The organism is Corynebacterium humireducens NBRC 106098 = DSM 45392, assembly GCF_000819445.1.
Taxonomy (GTDB): Bacteria; Actinomycetota; Actinomycetes; order Mycobacteriales; family Mycobacteriaceae; genus Corynebacterium; species Corynebacterium humireducens.
Map to the genome: position 1 here is coordinate 2,430,474 of NZ_CP005286.1, position 14,851 is coordinate 2,445,324.

The 14,851-nt window shown below is 69.6% G+C and carries 10 protein-coding genes and 1 CRISPR repeat array; of the genes, 3 read left to right on the top strand and 7 right to left on the bottom strand.

All coding sequences use genetic code 11. The annotated features are described in order from the left end of the window. The first annotated feature begins 58 nt into the window (after positions 1-58). Together B842_RS11940 and cobA are read left to right on the top strand one after the other, a co-directional pair. Positions 59-583 carry a hypothetical protein gene (locus B842_RS11940; RefSeq protein ID WP_040086896.1) on the top strand — a complete coding sequence of 175 codons (525 nt, stop codon included), beginning with the start codon at positions 59-61 and terminating at the stop codon, positions 581-583. Then, complete coding sequence (gene cobA, locus B842_RS11945) at positions 580-1,329, top strand: uroporphyrinogen-III C-methyltransferase (RefSeq protein WP_052437927.1); 750 nt, start codon at positions 580-582, stop codon at positions 1,327-1,329. The genes B842_RS11940 and cobA overlap by 4 nt, the downstream gene beginning before the upstream one ends. An 8-nt stretch (positions 1,330-1,337) precedes the next feature. On the opposite strand, the gene B842_RS11950 is transcribed toward cobA, so the two are convergent. From B842_RS11950 to B842_RS11975, 6 genes are all read right to left on the bottom strand, one after another. Beyond that, the gene (locus B842_RS11950; RefSeq protein ID WP_052437928.1) at positions 1,338-2,252 is read right to left on the bottom strand and encodes a sulfite exporter TauE/SafE family protein; all 915 of its coding nucleotides are present in this window, start codon (positions 2,250-2,252) and stop codon (positions 1,338-1,340) included. A 9-nt stretch (positions 2,253-2,261) separates the two neighbouring features. Further along, positions 2,262-2,909, bottom strand: a complete 648-nt coding sequence (locus B842_RS11955) for a sirohydrochlorin chelatase (protein WP_040086897.1) — start codon at positions 2,907-2,909, stop codon at positions 2,262-2,264. Positions 2,910-2,912: 3 nt separating this feature from the next. Continuing rightward, entirely contained in the window at positions 2,913-4,181 is a 1,269-nt protein-coding gene (locus tag B842_RS11960) for a sulfate adenylyltransferase subunit 1 (RefSeq protein WP_040086898.1), read from the bottom strand. Beyond that, entirely contained in the window at positions 4,181-5,095 is a 915-nt protein-coding gene (gene cysD, locus B842_RS11965; protein ID WP_040086900.1) for a sulfate adenylyltransferase subunit CysD, read from the bottom strand. Before cysD ends, B842_RS11960 begins: the two co-directional genes overlap by 1 nt. Next, positions 5,092-5,865 (bottom strand): phosphoadenylyl-sulfate reductase, encoded by a 774-nt coding sequence (locus B842_RS11970; protein WP_052438016.1) that lies wholly within the window; start codon positions 5,863-5,865, stop codon positions 5,092-5,094. Before B842_RS11970 ends, cysD begins: the two co-directional genes overlap by 4 nt. A 197-nt stretch (positions 5,866-6,062) precedes the next feature. Beyond that, entirely contained in the window at positions 6,063-7,757 is a 1,695-nt protein-coding gene (locus tag B842_RS11975; protein WP_052438017.1) for a nitrite/sulfite reductase, read from the bottom strand. A 338-nt stretch (positions 7,758-8,095) separates the two neighbouring features. Here B842_RS11975 and B842_RS11980 point away from each other — a divergent pair, with 338 nt between their 5' ends. Beyond that, positions 8,096-9,484 carry an FAD-dependent oxidoreductase gene (locus B842_RS11980; RefSeq protein WP_040086901.1) on the top strand — a complete coding sequence of 463 codons (1,389 nt, stop codon included), beginning with the start codon at positions 8,096-8,098 and terminating at the stop codon, positions 9,482-9,484. Between the two features lie 778 nt (positions 9,485-10,262). On the opposite strand, the gene B842_RS11985 is transcribed toward B842_RS11980, so the two are convergent. After that, a protein-coding gene (locus tag B842_RS11985) for an IS3 family transposase (RefSeq protein WP_156119430.1) occupies positions 10,263-11,452 on the bottom strand; the annotation gives its coding sequence in 2 pieces (ribosomal slippage) (positions 10,263-11,185 and positions 11,185-11,452; 1,191 coding nt in all). A 98-nt stretch (positions 11,453-11,550) separates the two neighbouring features. Then, a CRISPR array of direct repeats spans positions 11,551-14,816; the repeat unit is 28 nt; unit sequence GGCTCATCCCCGCTGACGCGGGGAGCAC. The last annotated feature ends 35 nt before the right edge of the window (positions 14,817-14,851 follow it).

The following is a 14,851-nucleotide window of genomic DNA, read 5'->3' on the forward strand; positions in this document are numbered from 1 at the left end:
AATAGACAGACCTGTACTAGTCTTTGCAGACAGTTCAGTCTATCGAAAGGAAGAGACCATGCCCGAGTCATCACAGCGGCCCCTGCGCATCGCAGTCATCAGCGACGGAGCCACGGGCATGTGCCTGGCCGAGAACCTGCTCACCACCCGCACAGCCGGGGAGCGCCAGGTCTTCGTCGACCTCATCACCTCCCGCCCGGCCCCCGCCGGCCTTCTCTCCACCGCCCCGGCCCCGACCGGCACCGGCACCCCGCGTCTGCGGCTGATCGGCAACGTGCAGGTGGGCGCCGACATCGAGCTGGAGGAACTGCACGGCCTCTACGACGCCGTGGTCACCCCGGACGCCCCGGCCCTGGAGAACACCGACCTGGCCACCCTCACCGGCGCGGCCCTGGCCTCCGCGGAGATCACCGCCGCCGTGTTCCCGGAGCGTCCGCAGGATGTCCCGCCGAAGGTCCTTGAGCTGCTCGCCGCCCGCGGCGTGGCGGTCACCTCCTGGCAGGGCTGGCCCGCCGGCCGCAGCGTCTCCGCGGACTGGGCCGCTCTCGAGCTGGCCGCCCGTGGCGTCCCGGTGTGCATGTGAGCGCGCCGGTCCTGGACGTGGCCGCGGGTCACGTCACGCTGGTCGGCGGTGGTCCGGGTGCGTGGGACCTCATCACCCTCCGGGGCCTGCGTGCCCTGGAGGCGGCCGACATCATCCTCACCGATCATCTCGGCCCCACCGATGAGCTGTCCCGTCTGTGTGACCTCACGGACAAGACCGTCATCGACGTGTCCAAACTCCCCTACGGCCGGCAGGTCGCGCAGGAGGAGACGAATCGTCTCCTCGTCGAGCACGCCCGCGCCGGCCGTCGTGTCGTGCGCCTCAAGGGCGGCGACCCCTATGTCTTCGGCCGCGGCCACGAAGAGCTTCTCGCCTGCTCCGCCGCGGGCGTGTCCTGCGAGGTGGTGCCTGGCGTGACCAGCGCGATCTCGGTTCCCGGGGCCGCCGGCATCCCCGTCACCCAGCGGGGCGTGGTGCACTCCTTCACGGTCGTCTCCGGGCATCTGCCGCCGGGGCACCCGGACTCGCTCGTCGACTGGGCCGCGCTGGCGCGGGCGGGCGGCACGATCTCGGTGATCATGGGTGTGCGCAACGTCGCCGCCATCACCGCCACGCTTGTCGACGCCGGCCTCGACCCCCACACCCCGGCCGCCGTCATCCAGGAGGGCACCACCACTGGGCAGCGTTCCTTCCGGTGCACGTTGGGAACCCTGGCCACGACGATGGCCGGGAACCGCATCGGGTCCCCGGCCGTGTACGTCATCGGCGACGTCGCCGCCCTGTAGCCCCCGCCCTACCGCACCCCCACCGACTGTCCGGTGGGGGTGCTCGTCGTTCCGGTGACGGGCTGCCCGGCGGCGGCGCGGGCACGGAGGGAGCGTCGCCAGCCGACCCACGAGAAGCCCAGGCCGACGACGATGACGGCCAGCAGCACCGGTCCTCCGGCGAAGGGCAGCACCTTGGGGAGGTTCAGCGCGACCAGCAGGGTGCCCACGACGCCGCCGAGGGCGGCCGGGTTGAGGCGGGTGACCAGCCACGCGGCGACCGGCGCGGCGATGACACCGCCGATGAGCAGCGCGAGCACGGCCGCGAGGTTGGCCACCAGGTCGTCCCACAGGCCGATGACGAAGCCGGCGGTCGCCGCGGCGGTGACCAGGAACTCGGCGGTGTTGACCGTGCCGACGATGCGGCGCGGTTCCGCCCGCCCCAGCGTCATCAGGGTCGAGGTGGTCACCGGGCCCCAGCCGCCGCCTCCGGAGGCGTCGATGAAGCCGCCGAACAGGCCGAGCCCGCCGAGGAAGCCGCGCGAGTGCCCCTTCCCGGCGCGGCGCGGGTGGATGCGTCCGCGGGAGAAGCGCCACACGAGGTTGGCGCCGATGAGGGTGAGGATCGTGGCGGTGACGGGGGCGGCGGCCTGCGTCGATAAGTGGGAGAGCACGGTTGCCCCGGCGAAGGCGCCCACGGCACCGGGGATGGCGAGGCGGCGGACGACCTGCCAGTCGACGTTTCCGAAACGCCAGTGCGAGACGCCGGAGACGAGGGTGGTGCCCAGTTCCGCGGTGTGGACGACGGCGCTGGCTGTGGCGGGGCCGAGTCCGGCGAGCACGATGAGGATCGTGGTGGAGGTGGCGCCGAAGCCCATGCCGAGGCCGCCGTCGACGAGCTGGGCGGCGAGCCCCGCGAGGGCGATGAGCAGGAGTGTGTTCATGGTGGGTTCCTAGGTGAGGGCGGCCCGGTACCGCGCCGCCACGACGTCGCGGAGGGCGTCGGTGAGCGGGCGGTCGGAGGTCGCGTGGGGTTGGGCGGCGCGCAGGCGGTCGAGCAGCAGGGCGTCGGTGACGAAGAGGGGGACGAGGTGGGCACCGCTGCTTATCGACGCCGCCTTCTCCCCCGTCGCCCGCACCACCGCGACGTCCCGCCCGAGGCGGGCGGCGAGGAGGTCGGCCAGCGACCGGACGGCGGCCTCGGCTGCGACGGAGGAGGATCCGACGTGCCCGAGGACGAGGTCCGGGTTGCGGGGGCGGGTGTGGCGGGCAAGGACGTCGGCGATGTCGGGGCCGGTGCCGAGGCCCCGGGCGGGCGTGAGCCGCAGGCCGGTGGCGCGGCGGGCCGCGTCGAGGGCGGCGGGGACGTCGTGACGCGCGTGGAAGGCGTCGGTGAACAGCAGGGGGACGACCACGGCGTGGTCGTGGCCGCGGGCGACGAGGTCGCGGGCGGCGTCGATGAGGGAGGGGGTGTCGAACTCGAGGTGGGCGGCGCGGGCGGTGACGCCCAGCACCTCCCCGGCCGCCCGGGTGAGGCGGTCGACGCCGGCGGCGGCGCGCGGGTGGCGGGACCCGTGGGAGAGGGTGAGCAGGGCGGTCACGGGTCAGCGGAGCCGGTGGCCGACGAGCCCGGCGGCGAGGGTGTCGCCGCTGGCCTGGTCGATGAGCAGGAAGGAGCCGACGGCGCCGCGGGCGGCGTAGGGCTCGACGGGGAGCTCGGTGGCGACGTCGATACGCACGTGGGCGATGTCGTTGAGGCCGAGGTCGTCCGGGGAGAGGTGGTCGGTGCGGCCGTCGATGTCGAGCAGCCGCTCGATCGCCGCGACGCGTCCCCGCACGAGTGAGGTGCCGTAGCGGACCTTCACGGGGGAGCCGGGGCGCAGGGTGCGGTCGCCGAGTCCGACGAGTGTGGCGGCGAAGGAGCGGGTCGGCTCCGGGCGGTCCTCACCGGCGATGAGGTCGCCGCGGATGAGGTCGATGTCGTCGGCCAGGCGCAGGACCACGGAGTCACCGGCGTGGGCGGAGCGGACCTCGCCGTCGGCGGTGTCGATGTGGGTGACGGTGCTGGTGCGCCCCTCGGGGAGGTGGACGGTGTCGCCGACGGTGAGCACGCCGGCGTCGACACGCCCGGCGTAGCCGCGGTAGTCGGAGGAGTGCTCGCGGATGACGTACTGGATCGGCAGGCGGAAGCCGAGGGCGTGGGCGCGGCCGCGGTGGACCTCGACGCTCTCGAGCAGTTCCAGCACCGTCGGCCCCTCGTACCAGGGGAGGTTCGCCGAGGGTTCGACGACGTTGTCGCCCAGCAGCGCGGAGACGGGGATGACGTGCGCGTCGTCGACGCCGACGTCGGTGGCCAGCGACGTGAACTCCGCCTCGATGTCCCGGAAGACGGCCTCGGACCAGTCAACGAGGTCGATCTTATTCACCGCGAGGAGCACTGTGCGCACCCCGAGGAGCGCCGCGACGGTGAGGTGGCGGCGGGTCTGCTCGACGACGCCGTGGCGGGCGTCGACAAGCAGGACGACCACCTGCGACGTGGACACGCCGGTGACGGTGTTGCGCGTGTACTGCACGTGGCCGGGGGTGTCGGCGAGGATGAAGGTGCGGCGGTCGGTGGCGAAGTAGCGGTAGGCCACGTCGATGGTGATGCCCTGCTCGCGTTCGGCGCGGAGGCCGTCGACGAGCAGTGAGAGGTCCAGGCCGCCGTGGAAACCGCGGTCGGCGGAGGTGCGCTCGACGGCGGCGAGCTGGTCGGCGAGGACGGAGCGGGTGTCGTGGAGCAGGCGGCCCACGAGGGTGGACTTGCCGTCGTCGACGGAGCCGGCGGTGCACAGGCGCAGCGTCTCGCGGGTGCGCAGGAGCGTGGTGGTCATCAGAAGTAGCCTTCCTTCTTGCGGTCTTCCATGGCGGATTCACTGAGGCGGTCGTCGGCGCGGGTGGCCCCGCGCTCGGTGAGGGTGGAGGTGGCGATCTCGGCGATGACGTCGTCGACCGTGGTGGCGTCGGAGAGCACCGCACCGGTGCAGGACATGTCGCCGACGGTGCGGTAGCGCACGCGGCGGACCTCGAGGGTCTCGCCCTCGCGGGGCCCACCCCACTCGCCGGCGGTCAGCCACATGCCGTCCCGCTCGAAGACGGCCCGCTCATGCGCGAAGTAGATCTCCGGCAGCGCGATGCCGCGGGCGCCGATGTACTCCCAGATGTCGGCCTCGGTCCAGTTGGAGATGGGGAAGACGCGGACGTTCTCGCCCGGCAGGTGGCCGCCGTTGTAGAGGTGCCACAGCTCCGGGCGCTGGCGGCGCGGATCCCAGCCGCCGAAGGAGTCGCGCACGGAGAAGACACGCTCCTTGGCGCGCGCCCGCTCCTCGTCGCGGCGGGCGCCACCGAGGACGGCGTCGTAGCCCTGCTCGGCGATGGTCTCCACGAGGGGGACGGTCTGCAGGGGATTGCGGGTGCCGTCGGGACGTTCGACGAGGTCACCGCGGTCGATCCAGTCCTGCACGTGCGCGACGCGCAGCCGCACGCCGGTCTCGGCGACGACTCGGTCACGGAACTCGATGACCTCGGGGAAGTTGTGGCCGGTGTCCACGTGGAGCAGCTCGAAGGGCACGGCCGCCGGAGCGAAGGCCCGGCGCGCCAGCTCGAGCACGACGACGGAGTCCTTGCCGCCGGAGAACAGCAGCCCGACCCGGTCGAACTGCCCGGCCACCTCCCGGAGGATGTGGATGGACTCGTTCTCGAGGTCCTGCAGATGGGGGGAGAGTCTGGTGAGGGTGGTGGTGGTCATGAGTGGAGCCCGCATTCTGTCTTGTTCTGTCCGGCCCAGCGGCCGGCCCGGGGATCCTCCCCGTCGGCGACGGGGAGGGTGCAGGTGGCGCACCCGATGGACGGGTAGCCCTGCGTGGTCAGGGGGTGTCGGATGAGGTCGTGGTCCGCGATGAACGCCTCCGTGTCCACGAGGGACCACGTGACCAGCGGCGAGATCTTCAGCCGCCCCGTCGCGTCAAGGCTGAGCGCCGGGGCGTGCGCCCGGGTCGGTCCGTCAGCGCGGCGCAGGCCGGTGACCCACCCCGCGTACGGGGTCAGGTGCACGGCCAGCGGCTCGACCTTGCGCATGCGGCAGCACGCGGCCGGGTCGCGCCGGTACAGGCCGGGCCCGTAGGCGGCGTCCTGCTCCGCCCGGGTGAGCGTCGGCGTCGCGGTCACCAGCGTCTGCGGGTACCGCCTGTCGACGTCCCGCGCCACCGCCAGCGTCTCCTCGAAGTGGTAGCCGGTGTCGAGGAAGAGCAGGTCGGCGTCGGGCGTGTGCCGGGCGGCCAGCTCCGCGAGGACGGTGTTCTCCATCGAGAGCGTCACCGCGAGGCGACCCGGCACGTGCTCCCGGGCCCACGCCAGGATGACGTCGGCGGGGGCGTCGTACAGCTCATCCGCGTGCTTCTCGACGAGCCGCGCGTTCTCCTCCCGCACCGCCCCCGGCAGGTCCCCGGTGGCGGTGGGGCCTGCCGGGCTGACGGCGGGGTCGTTGAGGTGGCCGCGACGGGACAGGGAGAGCTGGATCGCCGCACTCGTGGAGAGTGCCGGGGCCGGTCGGCGCGCCGGGGCGTCCTGCCCGTGGTAGCGGACGGAGAACACCCGGGTGCAGTCGCGGCACAGCCAGGCGAAGTCGTCCTCCGTGTTGGGCAGCAGATCCTCGCCGGCGCACCACGGGCAGTGCAGCGGATGGTTGCGGTTCGGGTTGGGGGCGCGACGGAAACTCACTGGAGGTCCTCCTCGGCGGCGCGCTGGACCCACTCCTGGAAGGTCTCCTCCGGTCGGCGCTGGTCCCGGAAGTGGGTGACCACGCGGGTGACGTAGTCCCCGATGTCGTCGGCGAGCACCTTGTGGCCGCGGAGCTTGCGGCCGAAGTTGGCGTTGAGGCTCATCGACCCGCCGAGGTGCACCTGGAAGCCCTCGACCCGGTTGCCGTCGGCGTCGGTGACGGTCTGGCCCTTGAAGCCGATGTCCGCGACCTGCGTGCGGGCACACGAGTTGGGGCAGCCGTTGACGGCGATGCGCACGGGCACGTCGATGTCGCCGACGCGTTCCTCCAGCTCGTCGACCAGGGCCACGGCACGCGACTTGGTCGTCGCGTGCGCCAGTTTGCAGAACTCCAGGCCGGTGCACGAGATGATGTTGCGGCGCCACTCGCTCGGCTTCGAGTACAGGCCGGTCTCGTCGAGGGCGGCGGCCAGGGCGGTGAGGTCGGTGCGCTCGACGTCGAGGAAGAGCAGCTCCTTCTCCGAGGTGGTGCGGATGCGCTCGATGCCGAAACGCTCCGCCACCTCGGCGATGGCGATGAGCTGCTCACCGGTGGTGTGCCCGACGGTCGGCTTCACGCCCAGGTAGAAGCGGCCGTCCTTCTGCGGGTGGATGCCGATGTGGTCGCGGTAGCCGGGGTTGGTGGGCTGGCGGGGTCCGTCGATGAGCGGGCGTCCGAGGTACTCCGTCTCGAGGACGTCCCGGAACTTCTCGATCCCCCATTCCGCCACGAGGAACTTGAGACGGGCACGATTCCGCAGGCGGCGGTAACCGTAGTCGCGGAAGATCCGGGCGACGCCGGCCCACACGTCCGGCACGTCCTCCAGCGGGATCCACGCGCCGAGCGACTGCGCGAGCATCGGGTTGGTGGACAGGCCACCGCCGACGAAGCACTCGAAACCCGGGCCGTGCTCGGGGTGGACGGAACCGATGAAGGCGACGTCCTGGATCTCGTGGGTGACGTCCTGGCGCGAGTGGCCGGAGATCGCGGACTTGAACTTGCGCGGCAGGTTGTGGAACTCCGGGTTCGGCAGGTGCTCGCGCTGGATCCGCTCGATCGCCGGGGTGGCGTCGATGATCTCCTCGGCGGCGACCCCCGCGACCGGGGAGCCGAGGATGATGCGCGGCACGTCACCGCAGCCCAGCAGGGGGCTGAGCCCCACGGAGTCGAGCTTCTCCCAGATCGCCGGGATGTCCTCGATGCGCAGCCAGTGCAGCTGGATGTTCTGCCGATCGGTGAAGTCCGCGGTGCTGCGGGCGTAGTCGCGGGAGATCTCCCCCACCGCGCGGAGGCGGGCCGGGGTTACCTGGCCGCCCTCGAAACGCACGCGCATCATGAAGTAGCGGTCCTGCAGCTCGGCGTCGGGCAGCTGGCCGGTGAGCTCACCGCCGAGATCCTGGCGGCGCTGCGTGTACAGGCCCAGCCACTTGAAGCGCGGGGCGAGGTCGTCGGCGGGGATGGAGTCGAAACCCTGCTTCGAGTAGATGTTGACCACCCGGTCGTAGACGGCGAGGATGTCGCCGTCCTGCTTCACCTCCTCCACGTGGTTGAGCGGCGTGGTGCCGTCGATCCGCCACTGGCCCTCCGGCTTGCGGGCGCGTCTGGGGCGCTCGCGGCGGGGTGCCTTCTCGATCGTGGTGGTCGTGTCCATGACCATCTCCCTACTGAACTGTTCTGTCTATTTCATTCACGTGGATTCGGCGCCGGGCGCCGCCACGGAGCCCCTGCCGGGGCGTCTGCAGTGGATTAGAGCAGACAGATCAGTTCATGGCAATGGTGGAGAGATGTAGATACGTCATGATTTTGGGCAACTTTCCCGATCATGGCTGTACGTAGTGTTTATATCCGACATACATTCACTGAATTGAATTGGGGGCGTCGAAGAGCGATGCCCGGACCCTGAATTGAAGTCGCCTTTTCGCTTGCATTACCGCCCAGGGGTGCTACTTTCACAGACCAGTCAGTCTAGTGATTTCCCGAAAGGAACCCATGAGCCAGCCCACCCTCCGCATCGCCGTCATCGGCGCCGGCCCCGCCGGCATCTACGCCTCCGACCTCCTGGTGAAGAACGCCGCCTCCATCGGCCGTGAGGTCCACGTCGACCTCATCGAGAAGCTGCCCGCCCCCTTCGGGCTCATCCGCTACGGCGTCGCCCCCGACCACCCGCGCATCAAGGGCATCATCACCTCCCTGCACCGCGTCCTCGACCGCCCCGAGATCCGCCTGCTCGGCAACATCGAGATCGGCCGCGACGTCACCGTCGAGGAGCTGCGCGAACACTACGACGCCGTCATCTTCGCCACCGGCGCCATCGCCGACCGCGACCTGGACATCCCGGGCGTCGACGCGCAGGGCTCCTTCGGCGCCGCCGACTTCGTCGGCTTCTACGACGGCAACCCCGAGTTCCCCCGCACCTGGGACCTGTCCGCGCAGTCCGTCGCCGTCATCGGCGTGGGCAACGTGGGCCTCGACGTCGCGCGCGTCCTGTCCAAGACCGCCGACGAACTCAACGTCACCGAGATCCCCGACAACGTCTACGAGACCCTCCGCACCAACCAGGCCACCGAGGTCCACGTCTTCGGCCGCCGCGGCCCCGCGCAGGCCAAGTTCACCCCGCAGGAACTCAAGGAACTCGACCACTCCCCCACCGTCAACGTCGTCGTCGACCCCGAGGACATCGACTACGACGACGCCAGCATCGAGGCCCGCAGCAGCTCCAAGTCGCAGGACCTCGTGTGCCAGACCCTCGAGGGCTACGCCATCCGCGAACCCAAGGACGCCCCGCACACCCTGCAGATCCACCTCTTCGAGTCTCCCACCGAGATCCTCACCCGCGACGGCCGTGTCGTCGGCCTGCGCACCGAACGCACCGAACTCGACGGCACCGGCCACGTCCGCGGCACCGGCACCTTCACCGACTGGCCCGTCCAGGCCGTCTACCGCGCCGTCGGCTACCGCTCCGAGCCGGTGCCGGGCGTGCCCTTCAACCATGTCGAGCATGTGATCCCGAACGACGGCGGCCACGTCCTCGACCCCGCCGGCACCCCCGTCCCCGGCCTCTACGCCACCGGCTGGATCAAGCGCGGCCCCGTCGGACTCATCGGCAACACCAAGTCCGACGCCAAGGAGACCACCGACCTCCTGCTCGCCGACGCCGCCGCCGGACTTCTCGACGCCCCCCTCCACCCCGCCGACGCCTTCCTCCAGCTTCTCGACGCCCGCGGCATCCCCGTCACCACCTGGGAGGGCTGGTACCGGCTCGACGCCGCCGAGCGCGCCCTCGGCGAGGCCTCCGGCGTGGAGGGCAAGGAGCGCCGGAAGATCGTCGAATGGGAGGAGATGGTCAGCCACGCACACATCACCCCGGCCTATGTGTGATTTCTCAGGCTCAGGGCCGGCAGCTGAGACTGGGCAGCGCTATGCCACGGGCCATGACACGCCGGGCCGGATAAAAATTCCTGACCCTGAGTCGATCTAACTGCGGTAACGGTCCGGTAGGCGAATTGTTACCGATCAGCAACCGTCCAAATTCATACCCACTAATGTGATCACTGTTACTCTCAAGAGTGGAAAGTACAACTGACAATTCTTAAGGAGAAACATCATGCGCGGTAGCGGACTCATCTGGACCATCGTCGGCATCCTGGCCATCATCGCCCTAGTCATCTGGATCATGTCGGCGATGTAATTCGCCCAGCATTAACCACCTGACTCCGAGGCACGTGTCCCCGGACCCTCCACTGGAGGTGCCGGGGACACGTGCGTTCCGGGGTACTGATGCCCGGGGCGATCCTGGAACCGGTAGTTCTTCGGAGATGCCGGAAGTCGGATGTGTCTTCAGCTTGGAAGGCTGAGGTTTTGTCGGCCAGCCTCTGATACCGGGAGTATCTGGGCCGCGAGTTAAGCGGAAGCCGGCGGGGCTTCATCCCCGCAGTACAAAACGCCACCGGTTGCCCTGCGGATAAGCTCAGGCTCATCCCCGCTGACGCGGGGAGCACGGGTCCGGAGCCTGCCCGACATCCGCCCCCGGGGGCTCATCCCCGCTGACGCGGGGAGCACCCGGCCAGACCAGAGCCTTCGAACGTGCACTGGGGCTCATCCCCGCTGACGCGGGGAGCACGCAGTGTGGGCTTGCCCGCAAATCGTGGACAAATAGTTAAGCGGCTACCAGCGCCGCAGCTGGCTGATCAAGCGATAATTCATAGGCCACCGGACTCAGAAAGCCGATGGCGGAATGCCGGCGGTAGCGGTTGTAGAAGACCTCGATCCACTCACTGACACCGTCGTAAACCTCCACCCTGGTGGCGAAGGCATGCCGGTAGAAATACTCGACCTTCAACGTCGCCCAGAACGACTCGGCCATCGCATTATCCCAGCACACCCCGGTCTGACCCATCGACATCCGCACACCGACTTCACGGGCGGCCTCATCCAGCTGCCAGCTGGTGAACTGGGCACCGCGGTCAGCGTGCAAGATCACCTGCTCCGGGAGGCTGCCACGGGTGGCTCGCGCGTTGTTCAACGCTGTGAGCACCAGATCGGTGTCCTGCCTCGGTCCCATCGAATGCCCAATGACCCGACGAGAGTGCCCATCGCGGATAGCACACAGATACACCCAGCCTTCGCCGCAGCGCAGGTAAGTGAAATCCGTGATCCAGGCGGCGTCGAGACGTCCGTGATCCCAGGTACGCTCACACAGATCCTCGTGCCGGCACTGCGCCTGTATTTTACGCCCGGGCACCCGAAACGACCTGGTCGACAATCCCTCCAGGCCTTGACGTCGCATGGATCGTGCGACCGTCTTACGGTCCACGTCCACACCGGCATCATGCAGGTCAGCGGTGATTCTCGGGGCACCGTAGGTGCCCCGGGAACGGTCATGGAACCAGCGGACCTGCTCATCCAGATCCTGCTGACGCGCACGGCGTTTACCAAGAATGTTCCGGCGCTGTGACCAGGCGTAAAACCCGGACCGGGAGACGTCCAGCACGCGTGCCATCATGGTGACCGGGTAGTTCGCCTTCTCTTGCGCCATTAGCTCGAACCGTTCCGGTGCTGTTGCTTGGCGGCGAAGAAGGCGCTGGCTTTTCCCAGGAACTCGTTTTCTGCCTTCAGGTCAGCGACTTCCTTACGTAGCCGGGCGATTTCGGCTGCCGTTTCCTCCGGTGACGGCTGTCCGGTGTCGGTGGAGGTGCGCCGGATGCGTTCTTTTTTGACCCAGCTACCGAGCAGTTGTTCGCCGAGGTCGAGCTGCTGGGCGACCGCCCGGATCGTTTGTCCGGTATCGAGGACCAGGCTCGCGGCGTCGCGGCGGTACTCCTCGGTGTATCGGCGTCGTTGTCCCATGTGAACATCCTTCCGCAGGGCACGGTGGCCCCGCTAGTTTAGGTGTCCACGACAAGAGGGTAACCCCAGTGGCCGGTGGACTCGTCCGAGTGCACCTGGGCTCATCCCCGCTGACGCGGGGAGCACTTCTCCCGCGCCGCGTCGAGCTCCTCCAGCGCCGGCTCATCCCCGCTGACGCGGGGAGCACGCAGCCGCACCGCCAACAACAGCGGCGAGGGGCGGCTCATCCCCGCTGACGCGGGGAGCACTGGATGCCGTTCCCGGGCCGATGCCTGCCCCGGGGCTCATCCCCGCTGACGCGGGGAGCACGCCACTGTGAAGCCAGTCGCGACCGCCGCCATCGGCTCATCCCCGCTGACGCGGGGAGCACCGTTTCGGGAATGAGCGCGAGACGCCGGGGGCGGGCTCATCCCCGCTGACGCGGGGAGCACGCATGTGTTCCATGAGGCACCCGAGGGGCCTGGGGCTCATCCCCGCTGACGCGGGGAGCACGTGGAAATCGACAACGCCGAAGGCCTACTCGCCGGCTCATCCCCGCTGACGCGGGGAGCACACGTCGGTAATCCCCCCGGATTCCTTTTTGATTGGGCTCATCCCCGCTGACGCGGGGAGCACGCGGATGCGGTAGGACTTTCCGAGTCGTAGGTGGGCTCATCCCCGCTGACGCGGGGAGCACGGCCGACCGCGATTGCCACCGCAGCCGCATCCCGGCTCATCCCCGCTGACGCGGGGAGCACGCGACCCAGCGGCCACGCTTCTCCGGCGGCTCCGGCTCATCCCCGCTGACGCGGGGAGCACTCGCGCAGGTATTGCGCGTTCCCGGCCCCCCACGGCTCATCCCCGCTGACGCGGGGAGCACCGGTCCCAGCACCCCCGACAACCTCGCCACCGCGGCTCATCCCCGCTGACGCGGGGAGCACCTGTGGGAGCAGTACCCGGAGCTGAGGCCGGAGGGCTCATCCCCGCTGACGCGGGGAGCACCCGAGTAATTAAGGAGTACTGATATGCCTACAAGGCTCATCCCCGCTGACGCGGGGAGCACATGAGGGGAAATAATGGCGTATACAAAGACCGCGGCTCATCCCCGCTGACGCGGGGAGCACGGCAAGGAGATCAAGCTGACCGCCCCCGCGGACGGCTCATCCCCGCTGACGCGGGGAGCACCGTCCGAGGCGGCGCTGGACCTCGGTCGCTCGCGGCTCATCCCCGCTGACGCGGGGAGCACTTGGTACATGGGGAGGATGCCCCCACTCCCGCGGGCTCATCCCCGCTGACGCGGGGAGCACAGCCGACGCCAACGGCACCCTCACCATCGAGGGGGCTCATCCCCGCTGACGCGGGGAGCACATCAAGCAGTCCGTGAAAAACGTGGACGAAGTTGGCTCATCCCCGCTGACGCGGGGAGCACACTAACCGGGAAGTCCGGGAGGGTACGTCTGCGGGCTCATCCCCGCTGACGCGGGGAGCACATCCAGCCCTACAACGACCACGCTGTTGCGACGGGCTCATCCCCGCTGACGCGGGGAGCACTGCTGTGGCTGCAGCAGGACGCCGCTCAGATCGGGCTCATCCCCGCTGACGCGGGGAGCACAGGATGTCGATGACGGGGCGGGTGTTGGCTCGGGGCTCATCCCCGCTGACGCGGGGAGCACCATGGTGCAAACGCTGACACAGGCTCACGCCGACGGCTCATCCCCGCTGACGCGGGGAGCACGCCTCCGCGTCCAGCTGCATCAGAGCCTCCGAGGGCTCATCCCCGCTGACGCGGGGAGCACCGGACGATGCGCACGACTCACCGCCGGGTCCTGGGCTCATCCCCGCTGACGCGGGGAGCACCAACCCCCGCAGAGATTGACTACGAGGCCGTAGGGCTCATCCCCGCTGACGCGGGGAGCACCTTGTGAAGCGTGCTGAGCGTCGCCAGGGCCAGGGCTCATCCCCGCTGACGCGGGGAGCACCGACTTTCAATCGGTAGTAACAGTGTGATACTGGGCTCATCCCCGCTGACGCGGGGAGCACTTTTCCAGTCCGTCTCCGATAGCGCGACAGAGCGGCTCATCCCCGCTGACGCGGGGAGCACAGCGTCGGCGGGCGGCGGCGGAGGAGAAGCGGCGGCTCATCCCCGCTGACGCGGGGAGCACCGCGGACCCCGCTGATATAGCGCTCGTGGATGGGGCTCATCCCCGCTGACGCGGGGAGCACCTGGAGTCGTCGGCGGGGCGTCGCCTCGGGATTATGGCTCATCCCCGCTGACGCGGGGAGCACGCCGGGGTGTGCTCGTCACACACCCCATAGGGGGGCTCATCCCCGCTGACGCGGGGAGCACGGGTTGAGGACATACTCCGGCTCCATCGCCGTCGGCTCATCCCCGCTGACGCGGGGAGCACTCTACGCGCGCCCGGCTGTGAAGTCGAAGGCTGGGCTCATCCCCGCTGACGCGGGGAGCACTAGCCACGCGCAACAACACGCAGCGCAACCACCGGCTCATCCCCGCTGACGCGGGGAGCACGACATGACACCATCAACCAGCCTGGGGACGGTGGGCTCATCCCCGCTGACGCGGGGAGCACGCGGCTTGGTCAGAGGGTCCGGCAGGTGCCGGGGGCTCATCCCCGCTGACGCGGGGAGCACCGGGACATGGCCGGCCGCCAACGATCCCGCAGCGGCTCATCCCCGCTGACGCGGGGAGCACTCGTGGCTGTCGACGTCGATGCCGGCCAGCAGGGGCTCATCCCCGCTGACGCGGGGAGCACCCGGTCGGCCACCTGAAGGGGGATCTGCTGACGGGCTCATCCCCGCTGACGCGGGGAGCACCGCCGGAAGCATGATCCGCTGCCGGCCTACCAGGGCTCATCCCCGCTGACGCGGGGAGCACTTCCTCGACCCCGAGGGGTATATCGACGACGCCGGCTCATCCCCGCTGACGCGGGGAGCACTGAGGTCACGGAGCAGGGTGTCACGTCGGGTGAGGCTCATCCCCGCTGACGCGGGGAGCACCCGCTAGTTTCAGACACTTCGATAGCCTGACACGGCTCATCCCCGCTGACGCGGGGAGCACCCAGTTTTCGCGGGGTTGGACTGAGGTGGCGCGGGCTCATCCCCGCTGACGCGGGGAGCACCCGGCCTCGATCCACTCATAAATGGTGGACTTCGGCTCATCCCCGCTGACGCGGGGAGCACGCCTTGTGGATGAGCAGGCCGCGGCGGGTGCGCGGCTCATCCCCGCTGACGCGGGGAGCACCAGCGCCCCGGAATCCACCCGGTCCGCCGCCGCTGGCTCATCCCCGCTGACGCGGGGAGCACGTGTGCGAGGAGTGCGAGGGCGACATCCTCGAGGGCTCATCCCCGCTGACGCGGGGAGCACCTGAGAACCCCTTATTGCGAGCTGCTTCAAGTGGG

Bases quoted from the DNA above. Each gene is read 5' to 3' on its own strand.
- B842_RS11940 (WP_040086896.1), top strand. From the start codon at position 59: ATGCCCGAGTCATCACAGCGGCCCCTGCGCATCGCAGTCATCAGCGAC.
- B842_RS11950 (WP_052437928.1), bottom strand. From the start codon at position 2,252: ATGAACACACTCCTGCTCATCGCCCTCGCGGGGCTCGCCGCCCAGCTC.
- B842_RS11960 (WP_040086898.1), bottom strand. From the start codon at position 4,181: ATGACCACCACGCTCCTGCGCACCCGCGAGACGCTGCGCCTGTGCACC.
- cysD (WP_040086900.1), bottom strand. From the start codon at position 5,095: ATGACCACCACCACCCTCACCAGACTCTCCCCCCATCTGCAGGACCTC.
- B842_RS11975 (WP_052438017.1), bottom strand. From the start codon at position 7,757: ATGGACACGACCACCACGATCGAGAAGGCACCCCGCCGCGAGCGCCCC.
- B842_RS11980 (WP_040086901.1), top strand. From the start codon at position 8,096: ATGAGCCAGCCCACCCTCCGCATCGCCGTCATCGGCGCCGGCCCCGCC.